At 67.4% G+C, this 15,290-nt stretch carries 9 protein-coding genes; 5 read left to right on the forward strand and 4 right to left on the reverse strand.

Translation table 11 applies throughout. The annotated features are described in order from the left end of the window. Window positions 1–46: 46 nt before the first annotated feature. Window positions 47–3,526, forward strand: a complete 3,480-nt coding sequence (locus ACTWQA_RS27750) for a ThuA domain-containing protein (protein ID WP_443161997.1) — start codon at window positions 47–49, stop codon at window positions 3,524–3,526. 71 nt (window positions 3,527–3,597) lie between these two features. Here the strand turns inward: ACTWQA_RS27750 and ACTWQA_RS27755 are convergent, their stop codons facing one another. From ACTWQA_RS27755 to ACTWQA_RS27770, 4 genes are all read right to left on the reverse strand, one after another. Next, entirely contained in the window at window positions 3,598–4,620 is a 1,023-nt protein-coding gene (locus tag ACTWQA_RS27755) for a LacI family DNA-binding transcriptional regulator (protein ID WP_443161998.1), read from the reverse strand. Window positions 4,621–4,739: 119 nt separating this feature from the next. Next, window positions 4,740–6,194 (reverse strand): non-reducing end alpha-L-arabinofuranosidase family hydrolase, encoded by a 1,455-nt coding sequence (locus ACTWQA_RS27760; RefSeq protein WP_443161999.1) that lies wholly within the window; start codon window positions 6,192–6,194, stop codon window positions 4,740–4,742. A gap of 15 nt (window positions 6,195–6,209) precedes the next feature. Beyond that, entirely contained in the window at window positions 6,210–8,222 is a 2,013-nt protein-coding gene (locus tag ACTWQA_RS27765) for an RICIN domain-containing protein (protein ID WP_443162000.1), read from the reverse strand. A gap of 397 nt (window positions 8,223–8,619) precedes the next feature. Further along, complete coding sequence (locus ACTWQA_RS27770) at window positions 8,620–10,080, reverse strand: endo-1,4-beta-xylanase (protein ID WP_443162001.1); 1,461 nt, start codon at window positions 10,078–10,080, stop codon at window positions 8,620–8,622. Window positions 10,081–10,604: 524 nt separating this feature from the next. On the opposite strand from ACTWQA_RS27770, the gene ACTWQA_RS27775 reads away from it, so the two are divergent. The 4 genes from ACTWQA_RS27775 (at window position 10,605) to ACTWQA_RS27790 (ending at window position 15,282) form a co-directional block, all read left to right on the forward strand. Then, window positions 10,605–11,936, forward strand: a complete 1,332-nt coding sequence (locus ACTWQA_RS27775; RefSeq protein WP_443162002.1) for an extracellular catalytic domain type 1 short-chain-length polyhydroxyalkanoate depolymerase — start codon at window positions 10,605–10,607, stop codon at window positions 11,934–11,936. Window positions 11,937–11,982: 46 nt separating this feature from the next. Further along, a complete protein-coding gene (locus tag ACTWQA_RS27780) occupies window positions 11,983–12,300 on the forward strand; it encodes a carbohydrate binding domain-containing protein (protein WP_443162003.1) in 318 nt (105 codons plus the stop codon). Window positions 12,301–12,394: 94 nt separating this feature from the next. Continuing rightward, entirely contained in the window at window positions 12,395–13,660 is a 1,266-nt protein-coding gene (locus ACTWQA_RS27785) for a cellulose binding domain-containing protein (protein ID WP_443162004.1), read from the forward strand. Between the two features lie 44 nt (window positions 13,661–13,704). Further along, on the forward strand, window positions 13,705–15,282 hold the full coding sequence (locus ACTWQA_RS27790) for a lectin (RefSeq protein ID WP_443162005.1): 1,578 nt from the start codon (window positions 13,705–13,707) through the stop codon (window positions 15,280–15,282). Window positions 15,283–15,290: the final 8 nt, after the last annotated feature.

Below are 15,290 nucleotides of genomic sequence, written 5' to 3' on the forward strand. Positions count from 1 at the left end.
CTCCCCTTCGACTCCGACCGTTGCCGGTACCCCCAGGAGACCCCTCATGCGAATATCACGCTTACTTCCCGTCCTGACCGCAGCCCTCTTAGGGCTGCTGCTGTCCGCGGTGCCGCTGGTGGCGTACGCGGCCGCTCCGCAGTTCAAGGTGCTGCTGTTCACCGAGACCGCGAGCGGCGCCTACCGGCACGACTCCATCCCCGCCGGTGTCGCGATGTTCCAGCAGATGGCGACCGACAACAACTTCCAGCTCGATCACAGCGAGAACTCCGCCGTCTTCACGGCCGCGACCTTGAACACCTACGACGCGGTGATCATGTTCCAGACCAACGGCATGGTGTGGGACAACGACGCCCAGCGGCAGGCATTCCAGGCGTATGTCCGCAGCGGCCGCGGCATCGTCGCGGTCCACAACGCCACCGACATGAACATCGAGGCGCAGTTCCCCTGGTGGGATCAGGTCGTGCTGGCCGGCGCGCACATGACCGCGCATTCGGCGACCCTGCAGGGCACCGCCAAGGTGGCCGACAAGGTTCACCCCTCCACGAAGGGGCTGCCGGATCGGTGGGTGCGTCCGGAGGAGTGGTACAACTTCGACAAGAACATGCGCGGCTCGGTGCACGTGCTGGTGACCGCGGATGAGACCACCTATGACGCGGGGCCGAGCAAGATGGGCGCCGACCACCCGATCTCCTGGTGTCACAACCCCGAGGGCGGCCGGGTGTGGGCCACCGCGATGGGCCACCAGGCGTCCTCCTATGCGGAGCCGCTGTTCAAGCAGCATCTGCTGGGTGCGGTGAAGTGGGCGGCGGGCGCGGAGCCGGGTGACTGCGGCGGCACGGTCGCGGCCCGGTTCCAGAAGGTGATCCTGGACGGCGCACCGGACCAGCCGATGGAACTGGACGTGGCCGCCGACGGCAGGGTCTTCTACATCTCGCGCTCGGGCAAGGTGAACATGATCCCCGCCAATGGCGGCGGAACGCGTGTCATCGCCACCCTGCCGGTGTACGACGGCGGCGAGGATGGCGGCATCGGGCTGGCGCTGGATCCGAACTTCACCACCAACGGCTGGATCTACGTCAACTATTCGCCGTCCAATGGCGGTGAGGTGAACCGGGTGTCGAGGTTCACCTTCAACGGCACCAGCCTCGACTTGGCGAGCGAGAAGAAGATCATCGAGGTTCCGGCGTACCGTAACGTCGACGAGCCCGGCCACACCGGCGGCTACCTCGCGTTCGGCCCGGGCGGCAATCTCTACGTCGGTCCGGGTGACGACACCAATCCCCACGCCTCCAGCGGCTACGCCCCGATCGACGAGCGGCCGGGCCGGGAGCATTACGACGCCCAGCGGTCCTCGGCCAACACCAACGACCTGCGCGGCAAGATCCTACGCATCCACCCCGAGCCCGACGGCACCTACACGATTCCGTCCGGCAACCTGTTCGCGCCCGGCACCGCCCAGACGCGGCCGGAGATCTACGCGATGGGCTTCCGCAACCCGTTCCGTTTCTCGGTAGACAAGGTAACCGGCTGGATCTCACTGGGTGACTACGGCCCCGACGCGGGCGCCGCCAACTCCAGCCGCGGTCCCGAGGGCACCGTCGAGTGGAACCTGATCAAGCAGCCGGGCTTCTACGGCTGGCCGTACTGCGTCGCAAACAACATCGCGTACAACGACTTCAACTTCGCCACCAACACCTCCGGCGCGAAGTTCAACTGCTCGGCGCCGGTCAACAACTCGCCCAACAACACCGGCCTGACCAACCTGCCCGCGGCCAAGCCGGCGACCGTGTGGTACAACTACCACGCCTCGGCCGAGTTCCCCGAGATCGACTGCTGCGGTGGTGCGGGCCCGATGGGGGGACCGTTCTACCGCTACGACCCGGCCGGCAGCTCTGACCGCAGGTTCCCCCAGTACTTCGACGGCACGCCGTTCCTCTATGAATGGAGCCGCAACTTCGTCAAGGAATTCCGCCTGGACTCCTCGGGTAACCTCCTGAAGATCAACCCCTTCGTGGCGCAGCTCGCCCCGCATGCGCCGATCGACATGAAGTTCGGTCCGGACGGCGCCCTGTACATGGCCGACTGGGGCAACGGCTTCGGCCACGCGAACACCGATGACAGCATCTACCGCGTCGACTACGTGGCCGGAAACCGCGCGCCCCTGGCCAAGGCGAGCGCCAACCCCGACTCGGGCGCGGCACCGCTGGCGGTGGCGTTCTCCTCGGCCGGCTCGTCCGATCCCGACGGCGACGTGATCACCTACGCGTGGGACTTCGGAGACGGTGGGACCTCCACCAGCGCCAACCCGTCCCACACCTACACCACCAACGGCACCTACACGGTCAAGCTGACCGTACGGGACTCCGGTGGGAAGACGGGCAGCGTCACGTTGACCATCGCTGTCGGCAACACCCGTCCCAACGTCGTCTTCTCGGCTCCGCCCGACGGCGGGTTCATCGACTTCGGCGACCAGGTGGCCTACACGGTGAACGTCACCGACCCCGAGGACGGCGCCGTCGACTGCACCAAGGTCAACGTGATCACCGCGCTCGGCCATGACCAGCACGCCCACGACACCGGTCAGTACACCGGTTGCTCCGGAACGGTCACGACCACCGCCTCCGGCCATGACGAGGCCTCCAACGTCTACTACGCCCTGTCCGCCGACTACACCGACAAGGGCGGCCTGAAGGGCAGCACCGGCATCACGCTGCAGCCCAAGCACAAGCAGGCCGAGCACTTCACCGGCTCGGCCGGAATCCGGATCATCGATGAGCCCGGAGCCGAGGGCGGCAGGCGCATCGGCGACATCTCCAACAACGACTGGATCTCCTTCAGGCCGCTCAACCTGTCCGGGATCGACACGGTGTCCTTCCGGGTCTCGGCGCCGTCCAGCACCGGGGCGTCCATCGAGCTGCGCGCCGACTCACCGACCGGGGCGCTCATCGCCTCCAGCCCCGTGCCGGCAACCGGGGGATGGAACACCTACGTGTCCCTGCCCGCGGTGCGGATCACCGACCCAGGTGGCACCCGTAATGTCCATGTCGTGTTCAAGGCGCCGTCGGCGAACTCGTTCGACGTGGACTCGTTCACCTTCAGCGGCAAGGGCGTCGGGCAGGGTGGCCCTCCCTCGGACAGCACGAGCGCGCTGCGGGGTGTGGGGTCGAACCGGTGCCTGGACGTCAACGGCGCCTCGCAGGCGAACGGCGCGCAGGTGCAGATCTGGGACTGCAACGGGCAGGCCAACCAGCAGTGGACGTCGACCAGCGCGGGCGAGCTGCGGGTGTACGGCACCAAGTGCCTGGACGTGAACGGCGCAGGGACGGCGGACGGCACCGCGGTGATCATCTGGGACTGCAACGGCCAGAACAACCAGAAATGGCGCCTCAACGCCGACGGCACCATCACCGCCATCGGGGCGAACAAGTGCCTGCACGTCAGTGGCGCCGGCACCGCCAACGGCACCAAGGTGCAGATCTGGACGTGCAACGGCCAGAACAACCAGAAGTGGACCCGCGTCTGATCTTCATCTGACGCCCGAACCCCGGAGCCGGCCTGCCCTGTGCAGACCGGCTCCGGCGGCCGCGTTTCGGCTCAGGCGGTTGGGAGTAGGGGAGGCCCGGTGCTCTCGCGTACGACGAGTTCGGTGGCCAGCTCGACGCGGCTCTGGGGCAGTTGCTCGCCACGGGCCAGCGTCAGCAGCATCGAGGTTGCCGCGGCGGCCATCTTGGCGAGGGGCTGGCGGATGGTGGTCAGCGGTGGAATGGCCCACCGCACCGACGGCATGTCGTCGAAGCCGATGACGCTGAGATCGTCCGGGATACGCAGGCCGAGCTGACGGGCCGCGTGGTAGACGCCGATGGCCTGGCCGTCGTTCGTGGCGAAGATCGCGGTTGGCCGGTCGGGCAGGCGCAACATGCGGTGCGCTTCGGCCAGACCGCCCTCGATGAGGAAGTCTCCCCGGCCGATCAGCTCAAGGTCGACGGGCACGCCGGCCATGTCGAGGGCGGTTCGGTAGCCGTCGAGACGGGCCCGGCTGGGCAGCGCGGAGTCGGGTCCGGTGATGATGGCGATGCGGCGATGCCCGAGCTCCAGGAGGTGGCGGGTGGCCGTGAGCCCGCCGTTCCAGTTGCCGGCGCCGACCGAGGGGATGTTCCGCGCGGGAGCGTCGGCCGGATCCAGCAGGACCAGCGGGATCTCGCGGCGGGCGAGCTGTTCATGGTGGGTCTCGGTCAGGCCCGAGAACACTGCGATCACGCCGCTCGGGCGGCGCCGCAGCACACTCTCCAGCCAGGCGTCTGCGGCGGTGTGGTCACCGTGCAGGTCCGATATCGCCACCGTGAGGTCGTGCTTACGGGCGGCCTCCGCGACCCCTTTGGTGATCTCGACGGGATAGTCGCCCTCCAGCGCGTGGAAGACGAGCTCCACCAGGGCCGTCGGCGTGGAACGGCGGCGCTGTCGCCGGTAGCCGTGCCGGCGGATGAGCTCCTCCACGGCGGCGCGGGTTTCTGACGACACCTCGGAACGGCCGTTCACGACCTTGGAGACCGTCGCGGTGGAGACTCCGGCCAGCTCGGCGAGCTGAGCGATGGTGAGAGGGGACGACTCCGAGGTCATGGCGGCAGTCTAGTCACGGAGTGTGGGGGAGGCGGGCTGCCGCCGGTGCCGCATGACGCGGGCGGGCTCGGCCTTGCACCGAGCCCGCCACGCCGGCTCCAGCCGGACCTGTCACGCCATTAGCGCTGCAGTGTCAACAGACCCGGCCGGTACGGCAGGAGACCGTAGTCGCCGCCGGAGTTGGGGCTGCGTCCCTGGTAGAGCAGCTGCAGGTTGCAGGGGTCAACGGTCATGGTCTGATCGGCGCTGGTGCGGATCAGTTCGCCGTGGCTGATGTCGTTGGTCCAGGTGGCGCCGCTGTTGGCCTTGCCGGCGAAGGGGTTGCTCTCGGTGGCGGCCTGGGGCGTCCACGAACCGTTCAGACTGGTGGCGGTGAACGAGCGGAAGTAGCGGCCCTGGGAGCCGATCGCTTCGACGATCATGAGGTACTTGTTCTGGCCCTGGAGCTTGTAGACCTGGACGGCTTCGAACAGGTTGTTCGTCGTGTCGCTCATGATCACCGTCGCTGTGGTGCCGAAACTGCCCGGGAAGTTCCCGATGGGCATGCTGGCCCGGTAGATCTTGCCGTTGTCCCCGGCGAAGAACAGGTACATGTTCGTGCTGTCACCGATGAGCGTCTGGTCGATGGGGCCGGTTCCGGAGCCTGAGATGCTCGCGGTGGAGAGCACCTGCTGCGCTGACCAGCCATTCGGGTTGGTGGGGTCGCTGGAGGTCCTGTACGAGAAGGCGGTCCCGCCCCACTGGTAGGCGAGCACCCAGATGTTCTTGGGGGCGAAGTAGAGGAGTGTGGGCGCGACAGTCGAGGAGTTCATCGTGTTCTGGCTGGCCGAGGCCATCTCGGACCAGTTGGTGAAGAGGCTGAAGTTCATCGAGCCCCACCTCGTGCCCGTGTCGTGCGTCGTGGCGTAGACGAGGTGCCTGCCGTTGTAGGGGGCGACGGTGAAGTCCTTGAGCGAGACCCAGCCCGACTTCGGCTGCGCCAACGCGCCGGTCGAGGTCCAGCGGTACGTCGACGGAAGATCACATTGACCCGGGTTGCCGCCGCCATCGACCTTGACGAGCTGCCACTGCTGGTTGGCGCCACCCCAGTCGTCGTACTGGACGATGTTGGCGCCGTCGGCGGTGGAGGCGCCCTGGACCTCCAGGGCCTTGTTGCTGTGACGCGAGATGAACCTCACATGGCCGTCCGAGCTGTCGGCCAGCCGCCACTGCTGGTTGGTGCCGTTGGTGTCGGCCCATTGCACGATCGCGCCGCCGTTGGCGGTGGACCAGTTATAGACGTCGAGCATCTTGCCGGAGTGGCGGGACTTGATGCGGTAGTAGCCGCCGCCGGAGTCGACGAACTGCCATTGCTGCTGGTTGCCGTTGTTGCGCGCCCATTGGGTGATGCGGGCGCCGTCGTTGGTGGCGAGGTTATAGACGTCCAGGGCCTTGCCGCTGTTGCGGTTGACCAGGACGTACCAGGCGGTGGTGTCGACGGTGGCCGCGCTGGCGGTCTGAGTCTGAAGGGCGACGAACAGGCTCGCCAGTAAGGTGGCCAGCGTCGCGAGGACGGCCAGGGATCTGACTTTCACGTCTGTACCTTTCTGTCAGGGGGTGGTGAGGTCGAAGCGGCGCACGGTCACTGCCCCGCCGAGGGACTGGGTGGCGTAGTTGAAGATTCCGAAGCGGTAGCCCATGAAGAACTGCCAGGCGTTGTTCAAGGTGAAGGCCGGGCCGAGGCTCACGAAGGCGCTGCCGTCGGTGCTGTAGGAGAAGCGGGCCTGCCTGCCGGAACCCGGCCGGATGTCGGCGCTGACCCGCAACCAGATCCGGCCGCCCGAGATGTTCGCGCTCGCCGCCTCGGTGCCGGTGCCGGTGGTCTGCCACGAACTGTTCATGGTCAGCCCGTTGGTCATCACGACCCGGTTGACGCCGTTGTCGCGCTTGACGCCGATCCAGGCCGACTGGTCGCGCAGCATGGCCAGCCCGGCGCGGTCGCCGCCCGCCATCTGCGAGTAGTTGAGCTCGATCGTCGCCGTCGACGACGGGCCCTGGATGCGGTGGGTCAGCGTGTTACGGGCGTTGTAGAGGTCGCCTGTGACGGTCGCGGTCTGCAGGCGCAGGCCGTTGCCGGTGGAGAAGCGGCTGGTGTCGGGGTTGTGGTTCCATTCCCAGCGGTGCCCGAGGCTGCCCGAGGAGAAGGTGTCGGGACCGATCATGGACGCCACGGTCCGGCTGGTCTGGATGTTCGGCTTGGGGTAGTTGACGCCCCAGCCGCCGTTGACGGTCTGCACGGTCGGCCAGTCGCCGGTCCAGGTGATCGGTGCGAGCGACGGGACCCGGCCGCCGGGGTAGGCGTCGACGAACGACATGTAGTACCAGTCGCCGTTCTGGGTCTGGACGAGCCCGCCCTGGTGGGGGACGCCGCCGCCGGAGATGGGGCCGGGCATGTCGAGCAGGACCTGGCGCATCTCGTACGGGCCCCATGGCGAGGTGGAGCGGAGCACGTACTGGCCGTTGGCGGGGCGGGTCAGCCAGATGTAGTAGTAGCCGTTGCGCTTGTAGAAGCGGGCGCCCTCCAGGGTGCCGACGCTGCTCGGGGTCTGGAACACCTGCTGGGCGCGCACCTGGCTGAGCCCGTCGGCCGAGAGTTGGGCGACGCTGATGGTGCCGTTGCCGTAGGCGACGTACATGGTGTCGTTGGTGTCGATCAGGAGGCCGGCGTCGTAGTAGCAGTTGTTGATCCGCGAGCGTTTGGTCCACGTGCCGTCGACGGCGGAGGCGGTGTAGACGTAGGTCCGGTTGAACTCGACGCAGCCGATCCAGTAGTAGGTGCTGTTGCTGGGCCGGTAGTTCAGGGTCGAGGCCCAGATGCCCTTCACGTACGCCCGGCCGCCGTTGAGGTCGTAGGCGCCCGAGTCGAAATCGAGCCTCGGGACCGAATGCCCGGCGTACTCCCAGTCGACCAGGTTGTAGGAGCGCAGGATCGGCGCTCCCGGCGAGTAGTGCATCGTCGAGGCCGAGTAGTAGTAGGCGTCGCCGACCCGGATGATGTCGCCGTCGGCGAAGTCCTGCCAGACGACCGGGTTGGTGTAGGTGCTGCCCGGATCAGGGTTGCTGCCGACCTGGACGAGTTGCCATTGCTGGTTGTTGCCGCCCCAGTCGTCGTATTGGACGATGTTGGCGCCGTCGGCGGTGGAGGCGCCCTGGACTTCCAGGGCCTTGCTGCTGTTGCGGTTGATCAACCGGATGTAGCCGCCGGCGGAGTCGGCGAGTCTCCATTGCTGGTTGGCGCCGTTGTGGTCGGCCCATTGGACGATGTTCGCGCCGTTGGCGGTGGAGAAGTTGGTAACGTCCAGGACCTTGCCGGAGTGCCGGGACTTCAGCCGGTAGTAGCCGCCGCCGGAGTCGACGAACTGCCACTGCTGCTGGTTGCCGTTGTTGCGGGTCCACTGGGTGATCCGGCCGCCGTCGGCGGTGGACAGGTTGTAGACGTCGAGCGCCTTGCCGCTGTTGCGGTTGACCAGCACGTACCACGCGTTGGTGTCGACTGTCGCGGCCGACGCCTGGGGCATGAGGAACACGCCCACGAGAAGCAGTGATGAGAGAACCGCGAGCACGCGCCTCACAAGAACCTCCAGAGGTTGTTCCTTGGGCTCGGGGCCATTGTTAGCGCTAACATTTTCCTGCCTAGAGCTGTGTGGCCTGCTTTGTTGAGCGCGTTGTCGCGGAGTACATCCGACGGTCCGGCCGGCGTCAACGAGGGGCACCCTCGCCGACTTGGGCGTTGCCGCCGGAACGTCTTCCTGCCTGGAGTTTTGCGGCGAAGGAGATCGCGCCGCACCGCTCGTGCCTGTGAAAGTTTCACAGAAGTTATGAGCTGGCCAACACGGTAATTTGCGACACGAGGCGGGTTAACTTGCTGTCCCCGCTCCGAACGGGCCTGGCTCACCTTCCCTCGGCCTCCTCACCGGGGCCGAGGGAAGGTCGCACCGAGGTGCGGTCAGCAGGTGGAGCTCACGCGGTGCTCGGGTTGTAGGTCCACTTCTGGTTGCTGCCACCCCAGCAGCTGTACAGCTGCAGGCCCGTGCCGTTGGCGGTGCCGGCGCCGACGGCGTCAAGGCACAGCCCGGACTGTACGCCCACGATCGTGCCGTCGGAGTTGACGCGCCATTTCTGGTTGTCGCCACCCCAGCAGGAGTAGATCTGGATCTTGGCGCCGTTGCCCGTGCCCCCGGCATCGAGGCACTTGTTGCCGTACACCTTCAATTCCCCTGCTGAGGTCTGCGTCCACTGCTGGTTGCTCTGACCGTTGCAGTCCCACAGGTGCACCGCGGTGCCGTCGGTGGTGCTGGCGTTGGGCACGTCCACGCAGCGGCCTGAGGCTGTGCTCTTGATCTGCCCGGCGTCGCCCGGGCCCGGCGTCGGCGTCGTGGTGCCGCCGTTGAGCGCGTTGAGCACCGCGGTGTAGGCGGGCTTCTTGTTGCCGTTGCCGTCGAAGAGCAGCGGGGCAGCACCGGCGCCGAGCCAGGAGTCGCTGTCGCGAACCCCCCAGACCGTGATGCCGGTACAACGCGGCACCGCCAGGCAGTCGTTGACGACGTTGGCGTACGTGGTGGCCGAGCCGCCCTGGATGTCCAGCTCGGTGATCTGCACGTCGACCCCCAGCGCGGCGAAGCTCTGGATGGTCGTGCGGTAGTTGCTGTTGTAGGGGCTGTTGCTGTTGAAGTGCGACTGCAGGCCGACGCAGTCGATCGGCACGCCGCGGGCCTTGAAGTCCCTGACCATGTTGTAGACGCCCTGCGTCTTGGCCCAGCTCCAGTTGTCGATGTTGTAGTCGTTGTAGCACAGCTTGGCAGCCGGGTCGGCGGCGCGCGCGGTGCGGAAGGCCACCTCGATCCAGTCGTTGCCGGTGCGCTGGAGGTTGGAGTCACGCCGGCCGCCGGAGTTGCCGTCGGCGAAGGCCTCGTTGACCACGTCCCAGGCGTAGATCTTGCCCTTGTAGTGGCCCATGACGCCGTTGATGTGGTTGATCATCGCCTGGCGTAGGGTGCTGCCGGACAGTGACTGCATCCAGCCGGGCTGCTGGGAGTGCCAGGCCAGGGTGTGCCCGCGCACCCGCTTGCCGTTCTGCACGGCCCAGTTGTAGACCCGGTCCCCGGCGGTGAAGTTGAACTGCCCCCGGTTGGGCTCGGTGGCGTCGATCTTCATCTCGTTCTCGGCCGTCACCATGTTGAACTCGCGATTGGCGATCGTCGTGTAGGCGGAGTCGCCGAGCCTGCCCGAGGCGATGGCGGTGCCGAAGTAGCGGCCGCTCTGCGCGGCGGCCGCGCCGAGCGTGCTCTCCGCGGCATCGGCCGGGATCGCCGTCGCCAGTGCCGTGATCAGGCCGAGAGCGCCGAGCGCGCCGGCAATCAGCACCCGACGCGCGCCGAGCGGCCGTCGGGCGGTAGGTGGGGACATGGCGTTGACACGCATGCTTGAGCCTCCGTATGCGAATCATGGGGAAGGGTTCGTGCGGGACACACCCGCGGGACCGACGCCGCGCCCCGGTAGGGACGCACACCACAGGTGTCGGGGACGGCAGTCCCTGTTGAGCACCACCGAGCCGGTAGGGGAGATCACCTCGGGCACTCAGTGTGTGAAGCTCGCCGAAAATTGTCAAGGATGTCATGAAAGTTTTCGGCGTAGCCTGCCCCCGGCTGCGCTGCTTGTGCTGGCCAAGGGGGAATGGTTGCCCTTAAAAGTTTCGGACTGGGCTCTTCGGGTGCGGTTCGCATGAAAGTTTCATGGTGACGCTCTCGCAGGTCGACCGCGACCAGGTTCGGTAATTCGAGGTGAGCGCGCTCGGGCGCTGCCACCGTCGGCCCCTGCACGTTAAGGCGCTCTTGACAGTACCTTTCTGACTCGTGTTTGCTCCGTCCCGCCACCACCTCCATCGGCCCTAGGGGAGCCCGACCAGGCCAGCGGCTTGTTAGCGCTAACAGCGGAGAGGCGAACCCATGAAGCGAAGCGAACCCCGTACGAGAAGGTGCGCGGGCATCGGAGCCGCTCTGGCGGCTCTGATCACGGCGTTAGCCACCGCTCTGTCCGTGTTCCTCACGGTTGCGCCGGGAGCGTCGGCGGCGGTCCTGACCGAAGTGACGAGCTTCGGCGCCAACCCCGGCGGTCTGCGGATGTACCTCTACGTCCCCGACACGGTGGCATCCCGCCCAGGAGTCCTGGTGGCGATGCACGGCTGCAACGGCTGGGCCCCGGGCTTCCACCAGGGCACCGAGTTCGCCTCATTAGCCGACCGGCACGGTTTCATCGTCATCTACCCGCAGGCGAACAAGAGCGCCAACGGCTTGTCGAACTGCTTCGACGTGTGGTCGGACGAGGCCCTGCGGCACGGTGGCGGCAGTGACCCGGTGTCGATCGTCTCCATGGCGACCTATGCGCTGCAACGCTACAACGGTGACCCGGAGCGGGTGTTCGCCACCGGCTTCTCCTCCGGCGCGATGGAGACCCTCAACCTGCTCGCCACATATCCGGACGTGTTCAAGGCCGGCGCGCCGTTCGCGGGTGTTCCCTACGGTTGCCTCGGGCCCGCCGGGTGCGGGGACAAGACGCCGCAGCAGTGGGGTGACCTGGTCAGGAACGCCTACCCCGGCTACACCGGGCCCCGCCCACGCGTGATGGCCTGGCACGGCACCGCCGACTCGGTGCTGCCGTACACGATGTTGCAGGAAGAGGTCGACCAGTGGACCAACGCGCACGGACTGAGCCAGACCCCCGCTTCCACTGACAGCCCGCAATCCGGCTGGACCCGGCGGGTCTTCGGCTCCGGGCAGGTCGAGGCGTACACCATCACCGGAGCCGGCCACGACCTGCCGCGACCGGGGATGGCCGCGTACGCCATCCGCTTCTTCGGCCTGGACGGCGGCTCGTCCACCATGACGCCGACTCCGCCACCCGCCGGGCAGATCAAGGGCGTCGGCTCCGGGCGTTGCCTGGACGTGCCCGGCGCCGCCACCGCCGACGGCACCGCGGTGCAGTTGTGGGACTGCAACGGGCGCGGCAACCAGCAGTGGGCCGCCACCTCGGCCGGCGAGCTCAGGGTCTATGGCAACAAGTGCCTCGACGCGGCCGGCACCGGCAACGGCGCCGGCATCCAGATCTACTCCTGCCACGGCGGCGCCAACCAGAAATGGCGCCTGAACGCCGACGGCACCATCACCGGGGTGCAGTCCGGGCTGTGCCTGGACGCCGTGGGCCAGGGCACCGCCAACGGCACCCGGCTCCAGCTCTACTCCTGCCACGGCGGCGCCAATCAGCGCTGGACCTGGACCTGACACACCGCGGCTCGCACCCATGCCCGCCCGACTTCGGAAGGTGACCATGAAAGTCGCATCCTCCCTTCAGTTCGGCGTCATGGCGAGGCTCGGCGTGCTGGCGATCGTGGCGCTGCTCTGCGCCGTGACGGTGATTCCGGGCACGGCCAGGGCGGACAACCCGATCGTCCAGACGATCTACACCGCCGAGTCCATCACCGGGCGCACGGCGTCATGGAACGGCACCACCCAGGACGTGACCACCAAGCTCACCAACGGCAAGAGCTACACCACGAGCGTCTGGGTGCGGTCGCAGAGCGGCACGCCCGGCGCGAAGGCGGCGGGCACCGACGGCTTCTCCATCGACGACGCCTCATTCCAGTAGTCCCCAGCCGGCCGATGCTCTCGCCGAACAAGGGAGCAGCAAATGGCCCTCCATCCAGACGCATCGGAATTCGCACCAAGATCGGAGTTACCTGATGTCAGGACGCGGCTCCCTATTCACCACGATCGCGGTCGCTGTCGCGGCACTTCTCGTACTGGCCACGGGCGGTGCGGCGATGAGCAGCGACTCCGGCACAGCCGCGGCGCCCGCCGGCGCCCTCGCGACGACCGCAGGATGTGGCAAGACCCCGACGCTGAGGAGCGGTACGCAGTCGATCCAGACCAGCGGCAAGAACCGCTCCTTCATCCTCCGGCTTCCCGACAACTACCAGAACAACACGCCCTACCGGTTGATCTTCGGCTTCCACTGGCGGGGCGGCACCGCCGCCGACGTCGACTCGGGCGGAACCAGCGGGTACCCCTGGTCCTTCTACGGGCTCAGGCAGCTGTCCAACAACGGCGCGATCTTCGTCGCGCCCCAGGGCTTCAACAACGGCTGGGCGAACACCAACGGTGAGGACGTCACCTTCGTCGACGACATGATCCGGCTCATCGAGGCGGATCTCTGTGTCGACACCTCGCAGCGCTTCGCCACCGGTTTCAGCTACGGCGGCGGGATGAGCTTCTCACTCGCGTGCTCGCGGCCGACGGTCTTCCGGGCGGTCGCGGTCTTCTCCGGCGCGCAGCTCAGCGGGTGCAGCGGCGGGACTCAGCCCGTCGCGTACATGGGGCTGCACGGCATCGGGGACACGGTGCTCAACATCTCGCAGGGACGGTCGCTGCGTGACAGGTTCGTCCGCAACAACGGCTGTACCGCGCAGAACCCGCCCGAGCCGAGTTCGGGCAGCCGGAGCCACATCGTCACCACCTACTCGGGGTGCCGGGACGGTTATCCGGTCGTCTGGGCCGCGTTCGACAACGGTCACATGCCCGGTCCGGTGGATGGGACCTACGCCGAGAGTGGCGTCACGACCTGGACCAAGGGAGAGGTGTGGAAGTTCTTCTCCCAGTTCGGAAGCTCCCCGTCGCCCAGTCCGACGCCCACCATCACCCCCACCCCGGGAACCGGTGAATGCACGGCCACGATGCAGACCGTGAACTCCTGGTCCGGCGGCTTCCAGTCCACCGTCACCGTCCGCGCCGGCGCCCGCGCCGTCAACGGCTGGACGGTCGAGTGGACCTGGCCGGGCGGGCAGACGATCAGCAACCTGTGGAACGGCGTCCGCTCCGGCTCCGGAGCCGGCGTGACCGTACGCAACGAGGCCTACAACGGCTCCATCGCCCCCGACGGCACCACCACGTTCGGCTTCACCGCCAACGGCGCCGCGGCCACACCCACCCTTACCTGCGACGCCTCCTGATCAGGTGAGGGCGCGCTCACCGATCCCGTGTTGAGAGGAGTCAGATGCGTAAGGTCATTCGATGGATGCTGGCGGCGTTACTGGCCGCCGGCTCCCTGGTCGCGATCGGCGGTACGTCGTCGCCGGCCATCGCGCTGGACAACGGGCTCGCCCGTACGCCGCAGATGGGATGGAACGACTGGAACACCTTCTTCTGTAACGTCAACGAGAGCCTCATCCGGCAGACCGCGGACATCATGGTCTCCAGCGGCATGGCGGCGGCGGGCTACGAGTACGTCAACATCGACGACTGCTGGTCCACCAAGAGCCGCGACGCCAACGGGAACTTGGTACCTGACCCGCAGAAGTTCCCCAGCGGCATGAAGGCCCTGGCGGACTACGTCCATGCCAAAGGGCTGAAGCTCGGCATCTACTCCTCGGCGGGCACGACCACGTGCGCGGGCTACCCGGCCAGCCTGGGTTACGAGCTGCGCGACGCCGCCCTGTGGGCGTCCTGGGGGATCGACTATCTGAAGTACGACAACTGCGGCGATCACCAGGGCAGGAGCGGGCAGCAGCGCTACACCGCCATGCGTGACGCGCTGGCCGCCACCGGACGCCCGATCCTCTACAGCCTGTGCAACTGGGGCCAGGAGAACGTGTGGACCTGGGGGATGCCGGTGGGCAACTCCTGGCGCACGACGGGCGACATCGCGTCGAACTGGAACTCCATCATGGGCATCCTGGACCAGCAGGTCGGGCTCGAGGCGTACTCGGGGCCGGGCGGCTGGAACGACCCCGACATGCTGGAGGTGGGCGTCGGCGCGCTGACGGCGACGGAGGGACGGGCGCACTTCAGCCTGTGGTCGCTGCTGAACGCGCCGCTCATCGCGGGCAACGACATCCGGTCGATGAGCGCGGAGACCCGGTCCATCCTGACGAACACCGAGGTCATCGCGGTCAACCAGGACTGGGGCGGCAGGCAGGGCCACAAGATCAGCGACAACGGGAATCTGGAGGTCTGGCGCAAGCCCATGTCCAACGGCTCGGTCGCGGTCGTCCTGCTCAACCGGGGCACCTCGACCTCGACGGTCTCCACCACCGCCTCCGCCCTGGGGCTGGGCTCGGCGTCCTCCTACTCGGTGCGCGACCTGTGGGCGCACACGACGTCCTCCTCCTCCGGGGCGATCAGCGCGTCGGTGCCCGGGCACGGGGCGGCCATGTACATCGTGACCGGAGGAGGCATCGTCCCTACACCCACGGGGGAGATCAAGGGGGTCGGCTCAGGCCGGTGCCTGGACGTCACCGGCGCCTCGCAGACCAACGGTGCGCAGGCGCAGATCTGGGACTGCAACGGCCAGGCCAACCAGCAGTGGACGCCCACCGCGAGCGGTGAGCTACGGGTCTACGGCAACAAGTGCCTGGACGCCTACAATCAGGGCACTGCCAACGGCACCCAGGTGATCATCTGGGACTGCAACGGACAGTCCAACCAGCAGTGGCGACTCAACACCGACGGCACCATCACCGGCGTGCAGTCGGGTCTGTGCCTGGACGTGCCGAACAACGCCACCGCCAACGGCACCAAGCTGGTCATCTGGTCCTGCAACGGCGGCGTCAACCAGCGCTGGACCCGGACCTGAGGAACATG

The organism is Nonomuraea sp. 10N515B, assembly GCF_052245915.1.
Lineage (GTDB): Bacteria > Actinomycetota > Actinomycetes > Streptosporangiales > Streptosporangiaceae > Nonomuraea.

Excerpts from the sequence above, each read along its gene's own strand:
- ACTWQA_RS27750 (WP_443161997.1), top strand. The coding sequence starts at position 47 with ATGCGAATATCACGCTTACTTCCCGTCCTGACCGCAGCCCTCTTAGGG.
- ACTWQA_RS27755 (WP_443161998.1), bottom strand. The coding sequence starts at position 4,620 with ATGACCTCGGAGTCGTCCCCTCTCACCATCGCTCAGCTCGCCGAGCTG.
- ACTWQA_RS27770 (WP_443162001.1), bottom strand. The coding sequence starts at position 10,080 with ATGCGTGTCAACGCCATGTCCCCACCTACCGCCCGACGGCCGCTCGGC.
- ACTWQA_RS27775 (WP_443162002.1), top strand. The coding sequence starts at position 10,605 with ATGAAGCGAAGCGAACCCCGTACGAGAAGGTGCGCGGGCATCGGAGCC.
- ACTWQA_RS27780 (WP_443162003.1), top strand. The coding sequence starts at position 11,983 with ATGAAAGTCGCATCCTCCCTTCAGTTCGGCGTCATGGCGAGGCTCGGC.
- ACTWQA_RS27785 (WP_443162004.1), top strand. The coding sequence starts at position 12,395 with ATGTCAGGACGCGGCTCCCTATTCACCACGATCGCGGTCGCTGTCGCG.
- ACTWQA_RS27790 (WP_443162005.1), top strand. The coding sequence starts at position 13,705 with ATGCGTAAGGTCATTCGATGGATGCTGGCGGCGTTACTGGCCGCCGGC.